This window comes from Microvirga pakistanensis, assembly GCF_004458765.1.
In the GTDB taxonomy this organism is placed as follows: domain Bacteria; phylum Pseudomonadota; class Alphaproteobacteria; order Rhizobiales; family Beijerinckiaceae; genus Microvirga; species Microvirga pakistanensis.
On sequence record NZ_SPJX01000469.1, the window covers coordinates 24,813 to 47,504 of the forward strand.

The following is a 22,692-nucleotide window of genomic DNA, read 5'->3' on the forward strand; positions in this document are numbered from 1 at the left end:
CCTGATCCTCAATAGGCGGTCTCCGACAGGCCGCGGGAGTCGATCCGCAGCGGTGCGAGACCTTCCGCCTTCAGGGTCTCGTACACCTCCAATGTATGTTGTCTGTCGCGCGTTTCGAGAGTGATGTCGATGGAAACGCCTTTGGCGGGCACGTCGAGGAAGAGGCGGCCGTGGGAAACCTCCAGGATGTTCGCGCCGAGCCCTCCGAGGAGGCTCGCCACGCGACCGAGGAGGCCTGGCCTGTCATGGGAGGTGATGCGGAAGGACGCGATCCGGTCGTCCCGTTCCAGCTCGCGGACCATCACCGAGGCGAGGATACGCGCGTCGATGTTGCCGCCGCACAGCACCAGCCCGACCTGCTTGCCCTCGAAGCGCCGAGGGTCAGCCAGCATGGCGGCAAGGCCCGCCGCGCCGGCCCCTTCGGCCATGGTGCGCTGCAGGGTGGCATAGGCATTGACGGCGCGCTCGATCAGCGGCTCCTCCACCAGGACGATGTCCGAAACGAGATCCCGCACGACGGGCAGCGGCAGTTGTCCGACGGTTTTGACCGCGATGCCTTCGGCCAGCGTCGCGCCGCCGATGGGGCGGTCCTCGCCCCTGATCGCGTTGGTGAAGGATGGATAGAGCGCCGCTTCCACGCCGATGATCTCGATGGACGGCTTCAGGGCCTTCGCGGCAAGGGCGATCCCTGAGATCAGGCCGCCGCCGCCGATGGGCACCACGATCTGGTCGAGATCGGGGGCGTCCGCCAGCATCTCCAGAGCGATCGTCCCTTGGCCTGCCATGACCTTCGGGTCGTCGTAGGGGTGGACGAAGACGAGGCCCTCCGCCTCGGCGATTTCCCGCGCCTTGGACGCGGATTCGTAAAGGGTTTCGCCGAACAGCACCACGCGAGCGCCGTAGGCGCGGGTGTTCTCCGCCTTCACCAGGGGGGCGCTCTCGGGCATGACGATCACGGCCGGGATGCCGAGGCGGCGGGCGTGGTAGGCGACCGCCTGGGCGTGGTTGCCCGCCGACATGGCGATGACGCCGCGCCGGCGCTCCTCGGGGGTGAGGCTTTCCAGCTTGTTCACGGCGCCCCGCTCCTTGAACGAGCCGGTGGGCTGCATGTTCTCGTGCTTCACGCAGACCTTGGCGCCCGTGATCTGGGACAGGCGCGGCGCGGGTACGAGCGGGGTGCGCAGAACCTGACCCTTGATGGTGCCGGCTGCAAGCTCGACGTCCTGAAGGGTAATGGCGTATTCGGCCAAGGCTTCCTCCGGCTTTCTTGTCGTATAGCCCTAAACGGGTCTTGGAGTCGTCTCCTGATAGCCCAGCAATCCGCCGGGCCGGAAGATCAGGAAGACGACGAGGGCGGCGTAGAGCGCGATATCCCGTCCTTCGATGGGTAGATATGCCGACCAGGCGGTTTCGTACAGCCCGATCACGAAACCTCCCAACAGGGCGCCCGGGATGGAACCGATGCCGCCGATGACGGCGCCGATCAGGGCCTTGAGGCCGTATTGAAAGCCGCCTGCGAAGCCCAAGCCCCCGTACTGCAGGACGATCAGCATCCCTGAGAGACCTGCCATCCCGCCCGCCAGCGCGAGGGTCTGGGTGAGGAGACGGGGGCCGTTGACGCCCATCAGGGCCGCCGCGCCCGCATCGTCCGCAGCCGCCCGCCAGGCCCGTCCGAAGCGGGTCGCCCTCATGAGCCAGAGTAGCCCCAGGGCGGCCGTGAGCCCGGTGCCGGCGGTGATGAGGCTGACGGGCGTCAGACTGACCAGGAAATCCGCCGAGCGGGCGAGGGGCCATGCGTCCGACCAGATCGGCGGCAGCCAGATCGTCACGGGGCTCTGCACGAGGCGCAGATACTCCATGAGTGCGAGAGAGAGGCCGACCGTCGCGATGAGGCTCGGCTGGGAACTGCCGGTGCGAATGCGGCTGATGGTGAAGGAGCCGCCGATGGCGCTGTGCATCGCTCCTGCGAACACGGCGCCGAGGAGGCCTGCCGCGATGCCGAGAAGCGGCGAGTTCAAGCCGGAGGCCAGCACGATGGCCACTCCCGTGACGGTCGCGGCCGAACCAATGGCCGCCAGTTCCCCGAACGCCAGATTGACCCGGCCGCTGAGGCCAAAGACCAGCGCGAAGGCGACGGAGAGAAGGGCATAGATCGCTGTGCGGGGGAGGCTCACGAGAATCTGCTGGAGCCAATAGGCGAGAACGGAGGGAAGCTCGACGACAGCCGCATGGGGTGGGCTCCCGGGATCGGCCGCCACGCCCTCCGGGGTGTTGAGGTAGTAATGTTTGAGTATGTAGAGGCTGGCGCCCGAGACCGGCCCTTCCTCGGTGGCCAGGCCGGTCAGCTCGGCCTTGTCAAGGGCAAGGCCCTCGGCCGCGAAGGTGCAGATGGCATAGCGGTCGAGGGGCGGACGGTCCGGGTACTGGGCCGAGTAGAGGATGGTGATGCTTCGCGCGGCGGGACCGTCCTCGATGCGCTGGACGGTAACCGTCGCGCCCGGGTTGAGCGCGGGCAGGGTGGATCGGCACACGCGCGCCTGATCCGCATCTATCGTCAATCCGCAGGCGGCAAGCAGGAAAAGGCCCGCAAGACAGGCGATCGGACGCCATGCCCCGAGGAAGCCTGCCCCTCTCATCGGCGGCCCTGCGCGGTCAGGCTCGGGCCTTCAGCTTCTCCGCGACGCGGGGTGCGAAATAGGTCAGGATTCCGTCGGCGCCGGCCCGCTTGAAGGCGAGAAGGCTCTCCATCATGGCCCGTTCGCCATCGATCCAGCCGTTGTTGGCCGCCCCTTGAATCATCGCGTATTCGCCCGACACTTGGTAGGCGAAGGTCGGGACGGCGAAGGTCTCCTTAACTCGGCAGACGATGTCGAGATAGGGCATCCCGGGCTTCACCATGATCATGTCCGCGCCTTCCTCGAGATCGAGGGCGACCTCCCGCATGGCTTCGTCCGAATTGGCCGGATCCATCTGGTAGGTGCGCTTGTCGCCGACCAGCGTGGCGCTCGTGCCGATGGCGTCGCGGAACGGACCGTAGAAGGCCGAGGCGTATTTCGCCGCGTACGCCATGATCTGCACGTCCTGGAACCCGGCTTCGTCGAGGGCGGCGCGGATCGCGCCCACGCGGCCGTCCATCATGTCCGAGGGAGCGATGACGTCGGATCCCGCCTCCGCCTGGAGAACCGCCTGCCTGGCGAGCAGCGCCACCGTCTCGTCGTTGAGGATCCGCTCGCCGTCCATCACGCCGTCGTGGCCATGGCTGGTATAGGGGTCGAGGGCGACATCCGTGATCACGCCGATCTCGGGGACGGCGCGCTTGATCTCGCGCACCGCGCGGTTGACGAGATTGCGGCTGTTGAGCGCTTCCGAGCCCGTCGGATCGCGAAGCGACGGATCCGTGTAGGGAAAGAGCGCGAGGGCAGGAATGTCGAGGGCTGCGGCGCGCTCGGCCTCCTTCACCACCTCGTCGATCGTCAGACGCTCCACCCCCGGCATGGAGGCAACCGGATGACGCCCGCCCATGCCCTCGACCACGAAGAGCGGCCAGATCAGGTCGTTCGCCGTGAGCACGTTCTCACGCACCAGCCGCCTGGCCCATTCGGCCTTGCGATTGCGTCGCAGGCGGTGGGACAGGTTCAGGGAGGAAGCGGCTTCCTGAGCTGCGGGGCGGGGGAACGGCGACAGTTTCGACATAATCCTCATCCGGCGCCGGCTTCGCTGCGCCAGCGCATGCGGAGAGGGGTAGCACATTTAAATTGCTCTAAAAAAGGGTTCTGCGTCGCATCCGACATATTCCTGCGGGGAAGCCGCACGGGGCAGCCATGCATTGACGGTAACCTTCGGCCCTGTTTAATCGCGGACAGGCTTTCGAGATGAAGCAAGGGAAACGCTCCATGGACGAAAACGCGGACGTCGTTTGCGAGAAGCAGGGAGCAGCCGGTGTCGTCACCCTCAACCGTCCTCGCGCTCTCAATGCCCTGACCCTCACCATGGTGCGCCGGATGCGCGAGGCCCTCGATGCGTGGGCCGATGACCCGCAGGTCACCCGCGTGATCGTTCAGGGCGCGGGCGAGAAGGCCTTCTGCGCCGGGGGCGACATCCGCCGTCTGACCGAGCTTCTGCAGGCAGGCGAGCGCGAGGAGGCGCTCGCCTTCTGGCGTGAGGAGTACAGGCTCAACATCGCCATCAAGCGCTATCCGAAGCCTTATATTTCCCTCATCGACGGCATCGTCATGGGCGGCGGTGTCGGCGTGTCCCTGCACGGCTCCCATCGGGTCGCGGGTGAACGCTATCTCTTCGCGATGCCGGAGGTCGGCATCGGCTTCTTCCCTGATGTGGGCGCGACCTATGCCCTGCCGCGCCTCCCCGGCCAGGCCGGCATGTATCTTGCGCTGACCGGCGAGCGGGTCAAACAGGCGGATGCGCTGGCGCTGGGCCTGGCCACTCACGCCGTGGCAAGCGGTGGCATGGACGCTCTGCGGCAGGCCCTCATTGCCGGCGCGCCGGTCGAGGAAACGCTCGCGCAGGCATCGACCGATCCGGGGCCGGCTCCTCTGGACGCCGAACGCTCCCTGATCGATTCCTGCTTCGCCGCGGAGAGCGTTACCGCCGTTCTCCAGCGTCTCGACGAGGCGGCGGGCCAGGGATCGGAATTCGCCGCCAAGACCGCGGCCGGCATGCGGACGAAATCCCCGACGAGCATGAGCATCGCCTTCGAGCAGGTACGCCGGGGAGCGTCCCTCGATTTCGAGGAGGCCATGAGGACCGAGTTCCGCATCGTCTCCCGGATCGGAGAGGGCAGGGACTTCTTCGAGGGCGTGCGCGCGGTTCTGATCGACAAGGACAACCAGCCTCGCTGGGATCCTGCCTCACTCGACAGCGTGACGCGGGACGCCGTCGACCGTCATTTCGCCAGCCTCGGGCCGCATGAACTGGAGACGGCCTGATGCCTCGCAATGGCAACCACGGGGCACAGCACGACGGTGCAAGGGATTACCTCTCCGACCGCATCGAGGAGCGACCGCCGGCCCCTGCCTCCATGCGCTGGGGCTTCATCCTCACCTGGTTCATGCGGGTGCTCGCCATCGTGTGGATCATGAAGGGCCTCAGCTTCTGGTCCGTGATCCTCGGGATCTGGACGCCCGTCGGGCAGTTCGAGGCCCGCTCCACGGGGTATCAGGCGACGATCATCTACTTCGCCCTGATCGACCTGATCGCCGCCGTGGGCCTCTGGATGGCCAGCACCTGGGGCGGGATCATGTGGCTGCTGGCGGTGATGAGCCACCTGATTCTCGCGGCCTTCTTCCCGGGCATCGTCTCCAGCGGCATCCTGACGATCGTGTTCTTCCTGACGCTCGTGGCGGTCTATATCGCCGTTTCGTGGCTCGCGGCTCAGGAAGAATAGGAAAACACCGTTATATGATAAAGGCTTAAGATGGGACGCCAGGCGCGCTCTCGGGTCTGAGACGAGCCCTCCCGCAGCCGATGCCATGGCGATGGCCGGGAAGCTATGCCTTTCACGGAGAAGTGTATCCTCAAGAACACAGTTTCAGGTTACATGGGGGTAGAGCCCGGTATCGAGGGTCGGAGGCCGTGCGAGGGGCGGTTCTGCCATAAAACGGCCCCGATGTTCTTCGTTTTCGATACCGTTCGTTAATCCAATCCCGGCAGTTTCCGCTGGGAGCGGGAGTGCCTTGGACGATGGTCCTGACGCTTTCCGTTGCCGAGCCACACCTAACCGAGAAGAGCCTGCGCTCATGTTGTCTCGCCGTGCCCTCCTGACAGGATCGCTTGCCTTTGTCCTGACGCCTGCCGCCGCTGCCATGGCCCAAAGCCAGGCCGAATGGTCGCAGAATTACGAGGCCGTATCCCGCACCCGCGTGCAGCGGACCTCGACCCCCATGCTCTCCCAGGAATCCCTGGCCGCCACCGAGCAGATGATCGAGTACTACCGCAACATCGCCGCCCGTGGCGGATGGCAGCCGGTTCAGGGGGTGCAGGGACTGCGCGTCGGCTCCAAGAGCCCGGCCGTGGTCGCGCTTCGTCAGCGCCTCATCATCACGGGAGACCTCGATCCGGCGGCGGGTGAATCGCCGATTTACGATTCTTACGTCGAGGCGGGCGTGCGCCGCTTCCAGGCCCGGCATGGAATCAGCTCCACCGGCACCATGACGGCTCCGACCGTGGCCGCCATGAATGTGCCGGTCGACATCCGCATCCGCCAGCTCGAGATCAACTTAGGCCGCCTGCGCAGCCTCGTGGCCGGCGGCATGCCCAACCGCTATGTGGTCGCCAACATCCCCGCCGCTCTTGTCGAGACGGTGGAGGGCGGGATGGTCCATACCCGCCACGCCGCTGGCGTCGGCAAGATCGACCGACAGTCGCCGCTGCTGAACTCGAAGGTGGTCGAGGTAAATTTCAACCCGTTCTGGACGGCTCCCGCCTCGGTGGTCAAGAAGGACCTCATCCCGAAGATGCAGAAGGAGCCGAACTACCTGACGGAGAACCGGATTCGCATCTTCAACGCGGCCGGCCAGGAGGTTCCCTCCAGCCAGATCAACTGGTTCTCGGACGAGGCGACCCGCTACCGCTTCCGCCAGGATCCGGGCGGCGATCTGAACTCCATGGGCTTCGTGCGCATCAACATCCCGAACCAGCACGGGGTCTACATGCACGACACGCCCTCCAAGGGCATCTTCGGCGACGATTTCCGCTTCGTCTCCTCCGGCTGCATCCGCATCCAGAACGTGCGCGACTACATCGAGTGGCTCCTGAAGGACACGCCCGGCTGGACCCGCGAGCAGATCGACGCCACCTTCAAGTCCGGCGAGCGCATCGATGCCCGCCTTGCCCAGCCGGTCCCGATCCACTGGATCTACATGACCGCCTGGGCGACGCCGGACGGCCTCGTGCAGTTCCGTGACGACATCTACAACAAGGACGGTCTCGGTGCCTCCATCCCGGTGGCGAGCCGCACCCCGACCGAGCCGGATGAGGAAATGTTCCTGCAGAACTGAGGTTTTCAGGCTCCCTCAATCAAAAGGCATCGGTGGATCAGCCGCCGATGCCTTTTCTTCACTGAGACGACAACAGGACAGGTCTGCTGATGACCTGTTCGAACCAAGTCTTAGACGACCAATCCATAGAGAATGCCTGACAGAACGGCACCGAGTACGGCAAAACCGATGTAAGCGAGGAACAGCGGCAAGCGTGCCAAAGCGTAGACGGCAATCGCGGCAGGGATGCTGGTGACTCCTCCCCCCACAAGGAAAGCCATTCCCGCGCCAGGGGCCATCCCCTGTTCAATGAGACCGTTCACCAGGGGCAGTGCGGCATAGCCATTGAGATAGGCCGGAATACCGACAAGGGCCGCGGTCAGGATCGGCATCAAGCCGGTTCCACCTAAAGCCAGGACGATCAGGTCCGCTGGAATATACCTCAGCACCAGGCTTTCGAGCACGAAAGCGAGGACCAGCCATTTTCCAAGGAAGAGAAGATCGCCGGCGGCACTGACCAACCGCCTCGCGTCACAGCCGGGTAAGCATGGATCGTGCGGGTTGGCGGGCTCGGGCTGCCCGTGGTAAAGGCCTGGGCCATCGGGGATCGAGCACCTTTTCAGGCGGGGCTCACAGCAAGGCGAGAACGATCATGAGCGCGAGCGAAGCAGCAAGAAGTCACCTGTCCAACAGCTTTTTCTCGGCCAGCCTTGCCGACAGTGATCCCGAGATCGCCCGTGCCATCGGGCTCGAGCTCGGTCGCCAGCGCGACGAGATCGAGCTGATCGCCTCCGAGAACATCGTGTCCCGCGCCGTCCTGGAAGCGCAAGGGTCGGTGATGACCAACAAGTATGCGGAGGGCTATCCGGGCCGCCGCTACTATGGCGGCTGCCAGTTCGTGGACATGGCCGAGGAGCTCGCCATCGAGCGCGCCAAGCGCCTGTTCGACTGCAAGTTCGCCAACGTCCAGCCCAACTCCGGCTCCCAGGCCAACCAGGGCGTCTTCATGGCGCTTATGAAGCCGGGCGATACTTTCATGGGCCTGGACCTCGCCTGCGGTGGCCATCTGACCCACGGCTCGCCCGTGAACATGTCCGGCAAGTGGTTCAACGTGGTGAGCTACAAGGTCCGCGAGAGCGACCAGATCATCGATATGGACGAGGTCGCCGAACTCGCCCGCACCCACAAGCCGAAGGTGATCGTAGCCGGCGGCTCGGCCTATTCCCGGTTCTGGGACTTCGCCCGCTTCCGCGAGATCGCGGACGAGGTCGGAGCCTTCTTCATGGTCGATATCGCCCACTTCGCGGGCCTCGTGGCGGGCGGCGCCCATCCGTCGCCGTTCCCGCATGCCCATGTGGTGACCACCACCACCCACAAGACCCTGCGCGGCCCGCGCGGCGGCATGATCCTCACCAACGACGAGGACATCGCCAAGAAGGTCAATTCCGCGATCTTCCCCGGCCTCCAGGGCGGCCCGCTCATGCACGTGATCGCCGCCAAGGCCGTGGCCTTCGGCGAGGCGCTGCGCCCCGAGTTCAAGCTCTATGCCCGCTCCGTGGTCGAGAACGCAAAGGTGCTGGCCGACACCATTCTCCAAGGCGGCTATGCCATCGTCTCCGGCGGCACGGACAACCACCTGATGCTGGTGGACCTGCGCCCGAAGAGGCTCACCGGCAAGGCCGCCGAGGCGGCCCTCGGCCGCGCCCACATCACCTGCAACAAGAACGGCGTGCCCTTCGACCCCGAGAAGCCGATGGTCACCTCCGGCATCCGCCTCGGCACTCCCGCCGCCACCTCGCGCGGCTTCGGCGTGGCCGAGTTCCGGAAGGTGGGCGAACTGATCGTCGAGACCCTGGACGGCCTTGCCCAGCATGGCCAGGAAGGCAATGCCCCCGTCGAGGAATCGGTGAAGGCCCGTGTGCACGAGCTGACCCGCCGCTTCCCGATCTACGCCTGATTCCGGGTCGAAAGATGCGTTGTCCCTATTGCGGGAGTCTCGACACCCAGGTGAAGGATTCCCGGCCGACGGACGATTCCTCCTCCATCCGCCGCCGACGCATCTGCCCGGATTGCGGTGGCCGCTTCACGACCTTCGAGCGCGTGCAGCTGCGCGAGCTCACCGTGGTGAAGCGTTCGGGGAGGCGCGTTCCGTTCGATCGCGACAAGCTCCAGCAGTCGGTGGAGGTGGCCCTGCGCAAGCGCCCGGTCGATCCCGAGCGCGTGGAACGCATGATCAACGGCATCGTGCGCCAGCTCGAGAGCATGGGCGACGGCGAGGTTCCGAGCGAAACGGTGGGCGAGCTCGTGATGGAGGGCCTCAAGGCCCTCGACGACGTGGCCTATGTCCGCTTCGCCTCCGTCTACAAGAACTTCCGTGAAGCCAAGGACTTCGAGGAGCTTCTTGGCAAACTGGCGGAGGAGCCGGAGGACACTCCGCGCCTGAAGAAGAAGCCCGCGCAGTCCGAGTGATGAGCTCCACCGGCGCACAGGACCAAGCCTCCGACAGACACGGCCAGGACGAGCGCCTGATGCGCCTCGCCATTGCGCTCGGGGAGCGGCATCTCGGCTTGACCTGGCCCAATCCGTCGGTGGGAGCCGTGGTGGTGGATGAAAGGGAGGACGCTCCCGTCATCGTCGCGCAAGGGGCGACCCAGCCGGGCGGCCGCCCTCACGCGGAGCGCGTCGCGCTGGCGGCGGCCGGTGAACGGGCGAAGGGCGCAACCCTCTACGTATCCCTGGAGCCGTGCTCCCATCATGGCAAAACGCCGCCCTGCGCGGATGCGGTGGTGGAGGCGGGCATTGCCCGGGTGGTTTCAGCCATCGAGGATCCGGATTCCCGGGTCGCGGGGCTCGGCCATGCCCGCCTGCGGGCGGCCGGGATCGAGGTTGTCGCGGGCTGCCTGGAGCCCCTGGCCCGCCGCGCGCATCGCGGGCATATCATGCGCGTCACGAAGGGACGGCCGGCCGTCACCGTGAAGCTCGCCCGCACGACGGAGGGCTTGGCCGGTTCGCGTCAGGGACCGCGCCTGATGATCACAGGGGGGATCGCCAACGGGAGGGTGCACCTGATGCGCGCGCACGCGGACGCCATCATGGTCGGTGTCGGCACCGTTCTGGCGGACGACCCGCTGCTCAATGTCCGCCTGCCCGGTCTTGAGAGCCGCTCGCCGCTTCGGATCGTGCTCGATTCACATCTGCGCACCCCGCCGGCGGCCCGCGTCGTCGCGGGAGCCCGCGAGATCCCGACCTGGATCGTCACCACGCTCGCCGCGCCCGTCGCGGCGGAGCGGGCGCTCGTCGCGCAGGGCGTAGAGGTGCTGCGTGTTTCGTCCGAGGAACGACAGGTGTCGCTGAGCGAGGCTCTCGGCCTTCTCGGCACCCGTGGCCTCACCCGTGTGTTCTGCGAGGGCGGCCCGGGACTGGCGGATGCGCTGGCGCGGGCCGATCTGATCGATGAGCTGGTACTCATCACCGGGCGCTCCGCGCGCGGTCAAGGCGACGTGCCCGCCCTCGGTCTCGCGCTCCAGGACCGCATGGACGCCCTCGATCTTTACGCCGACGAACAGGTCGGCTCCGATCTTTTCATGTTCTGGGAGAAGCCCTGATGTTTACGGGTATCGTCACCGATGTCGGCGAGGTCGTGTCCGCGGAAGGGGCTCAGGGCACCCTGAAGCGCCTGCGCATCCACGCGTCCTACGATCCCGCGACAATCGCCCTCGGCGCCTCCATCGCCTGCGGCGGGCCATGCCTGACCGTGGTGGCTTTCGGCCCCCGCGACGGCGGCTGCTGGTTCGACGTCGACGCGGCGGCGGAAACGCTCGAACGCACGACGGTCGGCGCGTGGAAGCCCGGCACGCGGGTCAATCTTGAGCGCTCGCTCAAGATCGGGGACGAGCTCGGCGGTCATATCGTCACCGGCCACGTGGATGGGCTCGCCACCATCGAGGCCAGGGAGGCGATCACCGCCGGCGACAATCCCTGGGGCCCGACGGCCCGCTTCGTCATCAGGGCTCCGTCAGCGCTTGCGCCCTTCATCGCGGAGAAAGGCTCGGTCTGCCTCGACGGGACCTCGCTGACCGTCAACTCGGTCGATGGCGATCTCTTCTCGGTGCTCATCATCCCCCACACGCTCGCGGTGACCACCTGGGGCGAGCGCCAGGAGGGCGACAGGCTCAACCTGGAGGTCGATCTCATGGCCCGCTACGCCGCACGGCTTGCGGAGGCCCGCCGGGCGGGGTAGGGAACGCCCATCCCATTCGTGTTTCACCCATTCTCGTTCGGCGCCGTCCGCCCGGCGCGAGCCTCTCCGACAAGGGAGAGGATGAAGGACTGTTCCATGGTCTCGCATTCCGCAAAGCCGCAAGGCTCCCGCCCTCCCGTTCCCGGCGCCCGCATTCTGGTCGTCGAGGCGCGATTTTATGACGATATCGCCAACGAGCTGCTGCGCGGAGTCCAGGGAGCCGTCGAGGCGGCCCAGGCCACCATGGACGTGCTGACGCTCGACGGCGCGCTTGAGATTCCGGCGACCGTGGCCATCGCTCTCGACGCCGCCGAGAAAGCGGGAAAGCCTTACGACGCCGTCGTGGCCCTGGGTTGCGTGATCCGTGGCGAGACCGGACACTACGATATCGTGGCGGGTGAGAGCGCCCGCGCGCTGATGGATCTCTCGGTCGCCCGCAAGATCCCGCTCGCCAACGGCATCCTGACCGTCGAGAATGAACAGCAGGCTTGGACCCGGGCGAGCGTGAATGAATTGAATAAGGGCGCGGGTGCGGTGGAAGCGGCGCTCGCCGTTCTGCGCATCAAGAAGAAGCTGGAGGCCTGATCATGACGAAGCCCGCAGAGCGCTCGGCCGCTCGCCTCGCTGCCGTCCAGGCCCTCTACCAGATGGATCTCTCCGGCAAGACCGTTGTGGACGCGCTTGCGGAGTTCGAGGCCTTCTGGATCGGCCGAGAGGTCGAGGGAATCGAGTTCAAGCCGTCCGATATCGAGTTCTTCCGCAACGTGATCTCCGGTGTGGTGCAGAACCAGCGTCCCATCGACGTGAAGATCGACAAGGCGTTGTCCGAGGGGTGGCCGCTGCGCCGCGTCGAGGCGGTCCTGCGCGCCATTCTGCGCGCGGGCGGCTACGAGCTGATGTTCCGCAAGGATGTTCCCGCCCGTGTGGTGATCACCGAATATGTGGACGTGGCCCACGGTTTCTACGGCGAGGACGAGCCCGGTCTTGTCAACGCGGTTCTCGATGCGCTGGCCCGCGACGTCCGTCCCGGCGAGCTCGAGAAGAAGGCGGCAGGGCAGGGCAAGCGCTAGGGTTCCGGATGGTCGGGATCGCCACGCCATGACCGCCCGGGAGCGCCCCAATGAAGACGGGCTGATCGCCCGCTTCTTCGCGCCTCTTGCGGGCGAGGGCGCCCTTGCCCTGAAGGACGACGCCGCCCGCCTGTCCCCCAGGGCCGGGCACGATCTCGTGCTCACCACGGACGCCCTGGTCGAGTCTGTTCATTTCCTGCCCGAGGATCCTCCGGCCTCCATCGCCCGGAAGGCACTGGGCGTGAACGTCTCGGATCTTGCCGCCAAGGGAGCAGACCCGGCGGGGTTCCTCCTCAGCCTCGCCCTTCCCGAGACATGGACCGAGCAATGGCTCGCGAATTTCGCCGCCGGTCTTGGGGAAGCGTCCCGCGACTTCTCGTGCCCGCTCCTCGGCGGCGATACGGTGAAGGCGAGGGGCGCACTCACCCTGTCCGTCACGGCCGTCGGCGAAGTGCCCACCGGAACAATGGTCCGCCGCACGAGCGCCCGCGCGGGTGACGTGATCTGCGTGACGGGCACCATCGGAGACGCCGCCCTGGGCCTGAGGCTCCGGCGGGCGCCCGCCTGGGCCGGGGGTCTCTCGCCCGCCGAGCGGGCGCATCTCGCCGACCGTTATCTTCACCCGCAGCCGCGCCACCGTCTTGCCTCCGCCTTGAGGGATCATGCCCATGCCGCCATGGACGTGTCCGACGGGCTCGCGGGCGACCTTGCCAAGATGATGCGGGCGAGCGGCGTTTCGGCCGTGGTCGAAGCAGCGGCGGTGCCGTTTTCCGCCGCCGTGAGCAGAGCGATCGCGGCCGATCCGGGCCTGTTCGACGTCGCCGTGACGGGCGGAGACGACTATGAGATTCTCTGCACTCTGCCGGAAAAGAAGCTCGACAGCTTCAGAAAACAGGCCGATAGCGTCGGCATCATGGTGTCCGCCATAGGCCGAGTCGTTGCAGGGCATGAACTCCCGGTCTTTCGGATCGAAGGTGCTGAAAGACGTTACGATGCAGGCTCATTCTCCCATTTCTGACGCTCTCGCCAAGCGCAATGCCATCATTCTCGCCGTGGCGACGGCGCTCGGCGGTTCAAGCCCGGCCATCGTGGTGTCTCTCGGTGGCTTGGTGGGGCAGAACCTCGCCGATAACAAAGAACTGGCCACTCTCCCGGTCAGCCTGCTCAATCTCGGCCTTGCCCTCGGAACTATTCCCGCCGCCATACTCATGCGCCGGGCAGGACGGCGCATCGGCTATGTCGTCGGAGCGGGCATCGGGCTGTTCGGCGGCTGCCTGGCGGCCTTCGGCATCGTGTCCACCAGCTTCCTGCTGTTCTGCCTCGGCACTCTGATCATCGGCATGTATGGCTCGTTCAACCAGAGCTACCGTTTCGCCGCGACAGATGCGGCCTCCGAGGCCTTCAAGCCGCGGGCTATCTCCTGGGTGATGACCGGCGGCATCGCGGCTGGCGTCATTGGCCCCCAGACGGTGATCTGGCTGCAGGATGCCTCACCGGCCGCCCCGTTTTCGGGCGCCTTCCTGGGGCAGGGGGCTCTCGCCCTCCTGTCCATGGCGGTTGTCTCCTTCCTCAAACCGGTGCCCGTCAGCGCCGCCCCGAAGGCGGGCGGCAGGCCGTTGCGCGAGATCGTGAGGCAGCCCCGGTTCATCGTCGCGGTGGTGGCGGGTCTCGTCTCCTACGCCCTCATGAGTTTCGTCATGACGGCCGCGCCCGTGGCGATGGTCGGCTGCGGGCATACGATCGGAGACGCAGCCTCCGGTATTCGCTGGCATATCCTCGCCATGTTCGGCCCCAGCTTTTTCACCGGGCGTCTCATCGCCCGTTTCAGCAAGGAGTGGGTGACGGCCGCCGGATTAGGCCTGATCGCCGTGTCCGCTGTCATCGGCCTGTCAGGCGTCGACGTGGGCCATTTCTGGGCCTCGCTCATCCTCCTCGGCATCGGCTGGAACTTCGGCTTCATCGGCGCGACCGCCATGGTGACCGATTGCTATCGTCCGGAAGAGCGTACAAAGGTTCAGGCCGCCAACGACTTCCTGGTCTTCGGATCGGTGGCCGTTGCGTCGTTCTCTTCCGGGAAGCTCCTGAATGAGGGCGGGTGGGAAACTGTGAACTGGATGGTCTTCCCCCCTGTCGCGGCCGCGCTAGTTCTCTTGGCTTGGCAGCAGAGGGCGCGAGCGGCGGTACCCGCATAAAGTCTAAACGGCTTCCTGTGGGTTTGGCGGGAAGTATCGTTGCGAACGGCCCAGTTTTTTGCCACCAAATATGAAGTTCGCTGGGGGTGGAGGCCGTTCAAGGCCGAAGTTCGGGCCTTGATGAGCGGCTTTCTGCTTTCCCATAACAAGGATGGCATGATGGCACTCACCCTTATTATTCTGGGCGGGCTTCTCTCGATTGCGTATGGCTTATGGGCCATCAGCGACGTGATGAAGCGCGACGCCGGTTCTCAGCGCATGCAGGAAATCGCAGGCGCGGTCGCGGAAGGCGCGAAAGCCTATCTCCGCAGGCAATATACGACGATCTCCATCGTGGGCGTGGTGCTGTTCGCTATCATCGCCTATTTCCTAGGCATTCGCGTCGCGATCGGCTTCGCCATCGGGGCGATCCTGTCGGGGGCGGCGGGCTTCATCGGCATGAACGTCTCGGTCAGGGCCAATGTCCGCACCGCGCAGGCCGCCACGCAATCCCTCGGCGGCGGTCTCGACGTCGCCTTCAAGGCAGGCGCCGTCACGGGCATGCTGGTGGCAGGCCTCGCGCTTCTGGGCGTGGCGCTCTATTACGGGTATCTCACCCGCATCGGCGGTCTCAATCCCGCCGACCGCGTGGTCATCGACAGCCTCGTGGCCCTCGGCTTCGGCGCCTCGCTGATCTCGATCTTCGCCCGTCTCGGCGGCGGCATCTTCACCAAGGGAGCGGACGTCGGCGGCGACCTCGTGGGCAAGGTCGAAGCGGGCATCCCCGAGGACGACCCGCGCAACCCCGCCACCATCGCCGACAACGTGGGCGACAACGTGGGCGATTGCGCCGGCATGGCCGCCGACCTGTTCGAGACCTATGCGGTAACCGTGGTCGCCACCATGGTTCTGGCGGCGATCTTCTTCGCGGGACAGGAAATCCTCGATTCGATGCTCATGTATCCGCTCGGGATCGGGGCGGCCTGCATCGTCACCTCCATCATCGGCACCTTCTTCGTGAAGCTCGGGCAGAACGAGTCCATCATGGGCGCGCTCTACAAGGGCCTCATCGTGACGGGCGTCCTTTCCGCCGTGGCGATCGGCCTCGTGACCTGGCAGATGATCGGCTTCGGGCCGATCCAGGGGGCAGACTACACGGGACAGGCCCTGTTCTGGTGCGCGATCATCGGTCTGGCTGTGACCGCCTTCATCGTGGTGATCACCGAGTACTATACCGGCGTCGGCTTCCGGCCGGTGCGCTCCATCGCCCAGTCGTCGGTGACGGGCCACGGCACGAACGTCATCCAGGGCCTCGCGGTCTCGCTGGAATCCACGGCGCTGCCGACCCTTGTGATCATCGCGGGCATCATCGTGGCGTTCAAGCTCGCGGGGCTCTTCGGCATCGCGATCGCCGTGACGGCCATGCTGGCGCTCGCGGGCATGATCGTGGCCCTCGACGCCTTTGGTCCGGTTACGGACAACGCGGGCGGCATCGCCGAAATGGCCGGCCTGCCGAAGGAGGTGCGCAAGTCCACGGACGCGCTCGACGCGGTGGGCAACACCACCAAGGCGGTGACGAAGGGCTATGCCATCGGCTCGGCGGGTCTCGGCGCCCTCGTGCTCTTCGCGGCCTATACGTCGGATCTCACCTACTTCACGCGCAACGCGGAGCAGTATCCGTACTTCCGGGACGTGGCTCCCGACTTCTCGCTCACCAATCCGTACGTGGTGGTGGGCCTGCTGTTCGGCGGCCTCATCCCGTTCCTGTTCGGCGGCATCGCCATGACGGCGGTGGGCCGCGCCGCAGGCGCCGTGGTGGAGGAGGTGCGCCGCCAGTTCCGCGAGAAGCCGGGCATCATGGCGGGCACGGACCGTCCCGATTATGGACGCGCAGTGGACATGCTCACCCGCGCGGCGATCAAGGAAATGATCGTGCCGTCGCTCCTGCCGGTGCTGGCGCCGATCGTCACCTACTTCGTGATCTACTGGGTTGCCGGCAAGTCTCAGGCCTTCTCGGCGCTGGGCGCGATGCTGCTCGGCGTCATCGTGACCGGCCTCTTCGTGGCGATCTCGATGACCTCCGGCGGCGGCGCCTGGGACAATGCGAAGAAATCCTTCGAAGACGGCTTCACGGATGCCTCCGGCACCACGCACCACAAGGGCTCGGACGCGCACAAGGCTTCCGTGACGGGCGACACCGTCGGCGATCCCTACAAGGATACGGCGGGCCCCGCCGTGAACCCGGCGATCAAGATCACCAACATCATCGCCCTGATGCTGCTGGCGATTCTGGCCCATTCCTGACGGAGCATGTAAACGAAGCCTTCAGACCCGCGGCTCAAGCCGCGGGTTTCTTTTTGGCATAAGGACAAAAGAAAAGGCCGGGACGAGAGCCCGGCCTTTCCGCGCGAAATCGGAAAATGTCTTAGCCGCCGAACGGGTTGAAGCTGTTCGTGCCGCGCAGGAGCTGTCCGAGGAAGCTCGTCTCCTGGCCGCCGGACGGGGTGGTGCGGCTGATGAAGTCGAACACCTTGCCGTCCTGGATTCCGTACAGGCCGACGCGCTCGACCCGCAGGTTCTTGTCGAAATACACTGCGGTGACCCGCTGATCGACCACCTGCTCGCCCAGGAACTGGAACGTACGGCGGGAGCGCTGGCTGATGTAGTACCAGCTCCGGTTGCCCACCGTGGAGACCGTCGAAGGCGTGCCGAGGGTCTGAAGCACCTGTTCGGCATTCATGCCCTTCTTGACCTGGTTCACGGCGTTCTCGTCCAGCTGGTATCCGCGGGCGAACTCCTCGCCCATGGTGCAGGCGGCAACGGAGGTGGCCAGGAAAGTCGCAGTAGCCAAGCGTACCAAAAGGGTATGATATCGACGCATCGTACGGTTCTTCCAGGAATGCGGCGCGGTACTTGCGCCTGTGGATCGTGATGGCGTAACCCGAGGTTTCGATTTTGACAAGCTTGGAAGGGCAAAGGCTGTGATATTCAGTCTCTTCCGCAGGAATCCCCGGCGCACGGCCATCGCGGCTCTCTATGCGAGAATCGCCAATGCCTCTCGCAGACCGGGGCTCTATGCGGCACTCGGTATCCCGGACAGTCTCGAGGGGCGCTTCGAATCCCTCTCGCTGCACATGATCCTCTCCTTGAGGGCCCTGCGTGAGCTGCCGCCCCCCGCGGACGAGGTTGCCAAGGACCTGACGGATGCCTTCTTCCGGGACATGGACGCCTCCTTAAGGGAAATGGGTGTCGGAGATACGGTCGTGCCCAAGCGGATGAAGAAGGTGGCAGCGGCATTCTATGGCCGGGCCAAGGCCTATGACCCGGCCTTTGGTTCCGCCGACGAGGCCGAGCTTGCCGAGGCACTGGGCCGGAACGCCCTGGGGAGCGATGCACCTGCCACTCGGCTTGCGCGTTATGCCCTTGCGGCGGACAAGAGCCTTAAAGGCGTCACGCTGGACATGTTACTCGAATCCGGGCCCGCTTTCCCGGCGCCCGAGGCCTTCACCGAGGAGGGAAGCCGATGACCCCTGAAACCGTAGGTCCCCTGTCGCGCCTCGTGGACGTCATGAACATCCCGCCGCGGGGGCAGGAGGTCCGCGTGACGGCGAGCGCCGAGGAGCGCGACGCGCTGGCGAAGGATTTCGGGCTTCCCGGGATCCGGTCCCTTTCGGGCGACTTCAAGCTCACCAGCACCGCCAAGGGCATCCACGTGACGGGCTTGGTGAAGGCTTCCATCACGCAGGTCTGCGTCGTCACCCTGGACTCCTTCGATTCCGATATCGAGGAGGAGGTCGAGGTGGATTTCGCGGAACCCTCCGGAATGCCGGCGGAGCCGCCGACCGACATCAACGAATACGAGCCTCCGGACGAAATCGTGAACGGCCAGGTCGATCTGGGAGCGCTCACGGCCGAGTTCCTGGCCTTGGGGCTGGATCCTTACCCGCGCAAGCCGGGTGTGGATTTCAACTACCGCGACCCCGGGGACGAAAAGGATTCGCCTTTCGCCGCCTTGGGCAGGCTCAAGACGGACAAATAGCGCGCGGTCTGAGGCAGCGATCGCCTACGGGGCTGCGCCCGCTCTCGAGAATGCGGCCCGGAAAGGGTACGGAATTTCGGTTGCGATACCCTCGCAAACCGGTATTTTCCGCCCCCTGTTCAAGCCGAAAGAAAGAACAAGCGGTTATGTCGAAACCAGTGCGTATTTCGCTCGATGCGATGGGAGGGGACCATGGCCCGTCGATCGTCATCCCTGGTGCGGCCCTGGCTCTCGAGCGGCATCCGGACATCCGCTTTCTCATCTTCGGCAACGAGACGGCGATCGCGCCCCTCCTGGACGCTCATCCCAAGCTGAAGGCGGCGAGCGAGCTGCGCCATACCGAGATCTCCATCGCGATGGACGAGAAGCCGAGCCAGGCAATCCGCATGGGGCGGGGCAAGTCGTCCATGTGGAAAGCCGTCCAGGCGGTTCGTGACCGGGAGGCGGATGCCGCGGTCTCGGCCGGGAACACCGGCGCTCTCATGGCGACGGCCAAGATCTGCCTGAAGACCATGGCCCATATCGAACGGCCGGCGATCGCGGCCATGTGGCCGACCATGCGAGGCGAGAGCATCGTGCTCGACGTGGGCGCAACCATCGGGGCGGATGCGGGACACCTGGTGGACATGGCCATCATGGGCGCAGCGATGGCCCGCATCGTGTTCGACCTGGAACGCCCGACCGTGGGCCTGCTCAATGTCGGCACGGAGGAAATTAAGGGAATCGAGGCCGTCAAGGAAGCCGGCCGCATTCTCAAGGAGATGGACGCTCCCTATCTGGAGTATCGCGGCTTCGTGGAAGGCGACGACATCGGCAAGGGAACCGTGGATGTTGTCGTAACGGAAGGTTTTACGGGCAATATCGCCCTGAAGACCGCCGAGGGCACGGCCAAGCAGATCGGCCAGTATCTGCGTTCCGCCATGAGCCGCACCCTGATGGCCAAGATCGGCTATCTCTTCGCGAAACAGGCCTTTAACGCTCTCAAGGACAAGATGGACCCGCGGAAGGTCAATGGCGGTCTCTTCCTAGGTCTCGAAGGCGTGGTCGTGAAGAGCCACGGCGGGACGGACGAGCTGGGTTTCGCGAGCGCCATCGACGTGGCCTACGACATGGCGCATTTTGAATTGATGAACACCATACGGAGCATGCTGGAGCATGATCCGGTCGGGCATGAGGCCTGAGGAAAGCACTATCTTGAAACGCATCCGTTCCGTTGTGCGCGGCGTCGGCTCCTATCTGCCGAAGCGCAAGCTGACCAATCAGGATCTCGAGAAGCTCGTGGACACCACGCACGACTGGATCGTGCAGCGCACGGGCATCGAGGCGCGGCATATCGCCGACGACAGCGAGACCACGTCGGTGCTCGGCATCAAGGCCGCGGAGGCCGCGCTGGCCGATGCCGGGCTGACGGCGCAGGACATCGATCTCATCGTCTGCGCCACCTCGACGCCGGATCATACATTCCCGTCCACTGCGACGATGATCCAGAACGGCCTGGGGATAAGCCACGGCGCCGCCTTCGACCTGCAGGCGGTCTGCACGGGCTTCGTCTACGCAGTCGCCACCGCCGACAAGTTTCTCCAGTCCGGCTCGCACAAGCGCGCCCTGGTGATCGGCGCCGAGACGTTCTCGCGCATCCTCGATTGGAACGATCGGACCACCTGCGTGCTTTTCGGCGATGGCGCGGGCGCCCTTGTGCTCGAAGCGCAGGAAGGCGAGGGGACGTCCGCCGATCGCGGCGTCCTGACGTCGCAGCTGCGCTCGGACGGCCGCTACCGGGACAAGCTCTACGTCGACGGAGGCCCCGGCTCCACCAAGACCACCGGCGTTCTGAAGATGGAGGGCCGGGAGGTCTTCAAATTCGCCGTCGGCATGGTCACGGACGTGGTGCAGGACGCCTTCAAGGCCACCGGCACGTCGTCCGATGAGCTCAAATGGTTCGTGCCGCACCAAGCCAACAAACGCATCATCACCGCCAGCGCCGATAAGCTCGGAATCGCAGCCGAGAAGGTGGTGATCACTGTAGACAGGCACGGGAACACCTCGGCCGCCTCGATCCCGCTCGCTCTCGACGTCGCCCGCAAGGACGGCCGGATCAAGGACGGCGATCTCGTGATGATCGAGGCCATCGGCGGCGGCTTCACCTGGGGCAGCGCGCTCATCCGCTGGTAGGAATAGAAGCCATATAGCCGATTTGGGAATCCCTTGACGGCAAGTCTAAGGTTGACCATACGGAGCCATCTGCATAGCGTCTTAACTGATTGAAAGACCAAAGAACTCATTCTGGGTTGGGGAGCTCAATGGCTGGCAAAACTGTGACGAGAGCGGATCTGAGCGAGGCCGTCTATCAGAAGGTGGGCCTTTCAAGGACAGAATCGGCCGAACTGGTCGAGCGGGTTCTGGCGGAGATTTGCGATAGCCTGGCCGCCGGAGAGACCGTCAAGCTCTCGTCCTTCGGCTCCTTCGTCGTGCGCAGCAAGGGCGAGCGCGTCGGGCGCAATCCCAAGACCGGCGTCGAGGTTCCGATCGATCCGCGCCGGGTCATGGTCTTCAAGCCATCCAACGTCCTGAAAGCCTATATCAACGGCGAAACCGTCGAGCGCGAGGACTGAGCCACGGCATGGCTGGCGGCGCACTGGACAAGAGCCCTGACGCGTTCCGCACCATCAGCGAGGTGGCCGAGGATCTCGATCTGCCGCAGCATGTGCTGCGCTTCTGGGAAACCAAGTTCCCTCACATCAAGCCGCTGAAGCGCGGGGGCGGCCGTCGCTACTACCGCCCCGACGACGTCGACCTCCTCAAGGGTATCCGCCATCTCCTCTACGGGGAGGGCTATACGATCCGAGGCGTGCAGCGGATCCTCAAGGCGGAGGGGGTCCGCTTCGTGCAGGCGGTGGGCCGCGGCGAGGAGAGCGTCGCCGCGCCGAAGCCGGAGCCGAGAGAGGCGCTCGAAGAGGACGAGGACATCATCGCTTCTCCCGACGCAGGCTCCGGTGAGGCCTCCCCCGGCGATGTTCTGCCCGAAGAGACCGTGCGCAAGCTCCAGGCGGCGCTGGACGAGCTGCTTGAGTGCGACCGGGTCCTTCGAACCCTGAAGGCGCCGGCCGACGCGGCCGCATCCGACTAGAGCATTTTTCGGCGAAGTAGACCCGGTTCGCCGTCAAAAATGCGGCACACCTGCGGCACACCAAAGAAAAGAGGTGATTCCACGTAAGTGGAAACAGCTCTAAGCCACGATTCAGGAGCGGAACTGGTCCAGTTCGTTTCCCCTGAACCCTTCGGACAGCTTTTTTGAGAATGATCCGAAAATGCGTGCGGGGAACCGCTTGACAGGGAAGGGGGCGGCCCTTAAACCGCACCCACACCGCTTCGGCGGTCCAATGCGCGGGCGTAGCTCAGTCGGTTAGAGTGCCGGCCTGTCACGCCGGAGGTCGCGGGTTCGAGCCCCGTCGCCCGCGCCACTTCTTCCCCACCAATTCAGATGCGTCGTCCAGGCCCCGTTCATGCGCCCCGTGCAGGAAAGGGCGAAGCGTGGCACTTTTTCGGGCCCTGCGCATTTCCCTCCTTGAATTTCCAGGCCTTCTGCCGCCTCGGGGGCCTGAGTCAGGGTTAGGGCAGAAGGATGATCTCGAAGTATTTCACCAGCTTTTCCAACTGGGTGGCGCAGGTTTCAGGGCGCCCGACCACATTCGCCCTGAGCCTGTCGATCATTCTCCTTTGGGCGCTCAGCGGCCCGCTTTTCGGATTCTCGGATACGTGGCAGTTGGTGGTGAATACCGGCACCACGATCGTGACCTTCCTGATGGTGTTCCTGATCCAGAACACGCAGAACCGCGACGGGGCGGCCATCCAGGCCAAGCTCGACGAATTGATCCGTGCCAGCGCTGCTCAAAACGTGTTCATCGGGATCGAGCACCTTACGCAGGAGGAGCTGGATGAGATTCGGGCCAAATGTGAGGCTAAAGCCAAGGCGGAAAGCGCCGCAAATCAGGCGGAGGTGCAGGCGAACCGCAAGGCGGCCCGTGCGGCGGAGCGGGCGACATCTTAGTTTGGAATGGTTCTTTTTACAGCGCCGCAAACACTTGTCAGGGAAGGGGAACTCGGTTAAGCCTCCGGCCACAAACCGCCGTTTGTCGCAGGACCTTCCTTCGGGCCTTTCTGTGGCTTAAATGCGTGG

At 65.2% G+C, this 22,692-nt stretch carries 24 protein-coding genes and 1 tRNA gene; 20 read left to right on the top strand and 5 right to left on the bottom strand.

The genetic code is table 11. The features are described 5' to 3' along the window. Positions 1-8: 8 nt before the first annotated feature. The 3 genes from E4K09_RS20440 to hemB are packed head-to-tail and all read right to left on the bottom strand — an operon-like array spanning position 9 to position 3,693. Positions 9-1,250, bottom strand: coding sequence for a threonine ammonia-lyase (locus E4K09_RS20440; RefSeq protein ID WP_134499547.1), 1,242 nt, complete (start codon positions 1,248-1,250; stop codon positions 9-11). Between the two features lie 30 nt (positions 1,251-1,280). Further along, positions 1,281-2,636 carry a branched-chain amino acid ABC transporter permease gene (locus tag E4K09_RS20445; RefSeq protein ID WP_134499548.1) on the bottom strand — a complete coding sequence of 452 codons (1,356 nt, stop codon included), beginning with the start codon at positions 2,634-2,636 and terminating at the stop codon, positions 1,281-1,283. 16 nt (positions 2,637-2,652) lie between these two features. Further along, positions 2,653-3,693, bottom strand: a complete 1,041-nt coding sequence (hemB, locus tag E4K09_RS20450) for a porphobilinogen synthase (RefSeq protein ID WP_134499549.1) — start codon at positions 3,691-3,693, stop codon at positions 2,653-2,655. Positions 3,694-3,893: 200 nt separating this feature from the next. Here hemB and E4K09_RS20455 point away from each other — a divergent pair, with 200 nt between their 5' ends. From E4K09_RS20455 to E4K09_RS20465, 3 genes are all read left to right on the top strand, one after another. Beyond that, complete coding sequence (locus E4K09_RS20455; RefSeq protein ID WP_134499550.1) at positions 3,894-4,946, top strand: enoyl-CoA hydratase/isomerase family protein; 1,053 nt, start codon at positions 3,894-3,896, stop codon at positions 4,944-4,946. Beyond that, a complete protein-coding gene (locus E4K09_RS20460) occupies positions 4,946-5,404 on the top strand; it encodes a DUF6163 family protein (RefSeq protein ID WP_134499551.1) in 459 nt (152 codons plus the stop codon). Before E4K09_RS20455 ends, E4K09_RS20460 begins: the two co-directional genes overlap by 1 nt. 352 nt (positions 5,405-5,756) lie before the next feature. After that, the gene (locus E4K09_RS20465; protein ID WP_134499552.1) at positions 5,757-7,016 is read left to right on the top strand and encodes a L,D-transpeptidase family protein; all 1,260 of its coding nucleotides are present in this window, start codon (positions 5,757-5,759) and stop codon (positions 7,014-7,016) included. Positions 7,017-7,126: 110 nt separating this feature from the next. On the opposite strand, the gene E4K09_RS20470 is transcribed toward E4K09_RS20465, so the two are convergent. Then, positions 7,127-7,516 (bottom strand): permease, encoded by a 390-nt coding sequence (locus E4K09_RS20470; protein WP_244610613.1) that lies wholly within the window; start codon positions 7,514-7,516, stop codon positions 7,127-7,129. Positions 7,517-7,647: 131 nt separating this feature from the next. Here E4K09_RS20470 and glyA point away from each other — a divergent pair, with 131 nt between their 5' ends. The 9 genes from glyA (at position 7,648) to E4K09_RS20515 (ending at position 16,780) form a co-directional block, all read left to right on the top strand. Further along, complete coding sequence (gene glyA, locus E4K09_RS20475) at positions 7,648-8,952, top strand: serine hydroxymethyltransferase (RefSeq protein WP_134499554.1); 1,305 nt, start codon at positions 7,648-7,650, stop codon at positions 8,950-8,952. A gap of 14 nt (positions 8,953-8,966) precedes the next feature. Further along, positions 8,967-9,464: a transcriptional regulator NrdR gene (gene nrdR, locus E4K09_RS20480; RefSeq protein ID WP_134499555.1), complete on the top strand. Its 498-nt coding sequence runs from the start codon at positions 8,967-8,969 to the stop codon at positions 9,462-9,464. Continuing rightward, positions 9,464-10,600 carry a bifunctional diaminohydroxyphosphoribosylaminopyrimidine deaminase/5-amino-6-(5-phosphoribosylamino)uracil reductase RibD gene (ribD, locus tag E4K09_RS20485; RefSeq protein WP_134499556.1) on the top strand — a complete coding sequence of 379 codons (1,137 nt, stop codon included), beginning with the start codon at positions 9,464-9,466 and terminating at the stop codon, positions 10,598-10,600. The genes nrdR and ribD overlap by 1 nt, the downstream gene beginning before the upstream one ends. Then, positions 10,600-11,235 (top strand): riboflavin synthase, encoded by a 636-nt coding sequence (locus E4K09_RS20490; RefSeq protein ID WP_134499557.1) that lies wholly within the window; start codon positions 10,600-10,602, stop codon positions 11,233-11,235. The genes ribD and E4K09_RS20490 overlap by 1 nt, the downstream gene beginning before the upstream one ends. Before the next feature lie 96 nt (positions 11,236-11,331). Next, positions 11,332-11,820, top strand: a complete 489-nt coding sequence (ribH, locus tag E4K09_RS20495; protein ID WP_134499558.1) for a 6,7-dimethyl-8-ribityllumazine synthase — start codon at positions 11,332-11,334, stop codon at positions 11,818-11,820. 2 nt (positions 11,821-11,822) lie between these two features. Beyond that, positions 11,823-12,305, top strand: coding sequence for a transcription antitermination factor NusB (gene nusB, locus E4K09_RS20500; protein ID WP_134499559.1), 483 nt, complete (start codon positions 11,823-11,825; stop codon positions 12,303-12,305). A gap of 28 nt (positions 12,306-12,333) precedes the next feature. After that, on the top strand, positions 12,334-13,323 hold the full coding sequence (gene thiL, locus E4K09_RS20505) for a thiamine-phosphate kinase (protein WP_134499560.1): 990 nt from the start codon (positions 12,334-12,336) through the stop codon (positions 13,321-13,323). Then, the gene (locus E4K09_RS20510) at positions 13,298-14,497 is read left to right on the top strand and encodes an MFS transporter (RefSeq protein WP_134499820.1); all 1,200 of its coding nucleotides are present in this window, start codon (positions 13,298-13,300) and stop codon (positions 14,495-14,497) included. The genes thiL and E4K09_RS20510 overlap by 26 nt, the downstream gene beginning before the upstream one ends. 156 nt (positions 14,498-14,653) lie before the next feature. Beyond that, entirely contained in the window at positions 14,654-16,780 is a 2,127-nt protein-coding gene (locus E4K09_RS20515) for a sodium-translocating pyrophosphatase (RefSeq protein WP_134499561.1), read from the top strand. 121 nt (positions 16,781-16,901) lie between these two features. On the opposite strand, the gene E4K09_RS20520 is transcribed toward E4K09_RS20515, so the two are convergent. Beyond that, on the bottom strand, positions 16,902-17,357 hold the full coding sequence (locus E4K09_RS20520) for an outer membrane protein assembly factor BamE (RefSeq protein WP_134499562.1): 456 nt from the start codon (positions 17,355-17,357) through the stop codon (positions 16,902-16,904). A 100-nt stretch (positions 17,358-17,457) separates the two neighbouring features. Between E4K09_RS20520 and E4K09_RS20525 the strand changes: the two genes are divergently transcribed. The 8 genes from E4K09_RS20525 (at position 17,458) to E4K09_RS20560 (ending at position 22,563) form a co-directional block, all read left to right on the top strand. After that, the gene (locus E4K09_RS20525) at positions 17,458-18,003 is read left to right on the top strand and encodes a ubiquinol-cytochrome C chaperone family protein (protein ID WP_134499563.1); all 546 of its coding nucleotides are present in this window, start codon (positions 17,458-17,460) and stop codon (positions 18,001-18,003) included. Continuing rightward, entirely contained in the window at positions 18,000-18,515 is a 516-nt protein-coding gene (locus E4K09_RS20530; RefSeq protein WP_134499564.1) for a YceD family protein, read from the top strand. The genes E4K09_RS20525 and E4K09_RS20530 overlap by 4 nt, the downstream gene beginning before the upstream one ends. A 146-nt stretch (positions 18,516-18,661) precedes the next feature. Beyond that, complete coding sequence (plsX, locus tag E4K09_RS20535; RefSeq protein ID WP_134499565.1) at positions 18,662-19,696, top strand: phosphate acyltransferase PlsX; 1,035 nt, start codon at positions 18,662-18,664, stop codon at positions 19,694-19,696. 13 nt (positions 19,697-19,709) lie between these two features. Continuing rightward, entirely contained in the window at positions 19,710-20,687 is a 978-nt protein-coding gene (locus E4K09_RS20540; RefSeq protein WP_134499566.1) for a beta-ketoacyl-ACP synthase III, read from the top strand. A 128-nt stretch (positions 20,688-20,815) separates the two neighbouring features. Continuing rightward, positions 20,816-21,127 (top strand): integration host factor subunit alpha, encoded by a 312-nt coding sequence (locus tag E4K09_RS20545; protein WP_091134929.1) that lies wholly within the window; start codon positions 20,816-20,818, stop codon positions 21,125-21,127. An 8-nt stretch (positions 21,128-21,135) separates the two neighbouring features. After that, positions 21,136-21,642 (top strand): MerR family transcriptional regulator, encoded by a 507-nt coding sequence (locus E4K09_RS20550; protein ID WP_134499567.1) that lies wholly within the window; start codon positions 21,136-21,138, stop codon positions 21,640-21,642. 257 nt (positions 21,643-21,899) lie between these two features. Then, positions 21,900-21,976, top strand: a tRNA-Asp gene (locus E4K09_RS20555). A gap of 161 nt (positions 21,977-22,137) precedes the next feature. Further along, complete coding sequence (locus E4K09_RS20560; RefSeq protein ID WP_134499568.1) at positions 22,138-22,563, top strand: low affinity iron permease family protein; 426 nt, start codon at positions 22,138-22,140, stop codon at positions 22,561-22,563. The last annotated feature ends 129 nt before the right edge of the window (positions 22,564-22,692 follow it).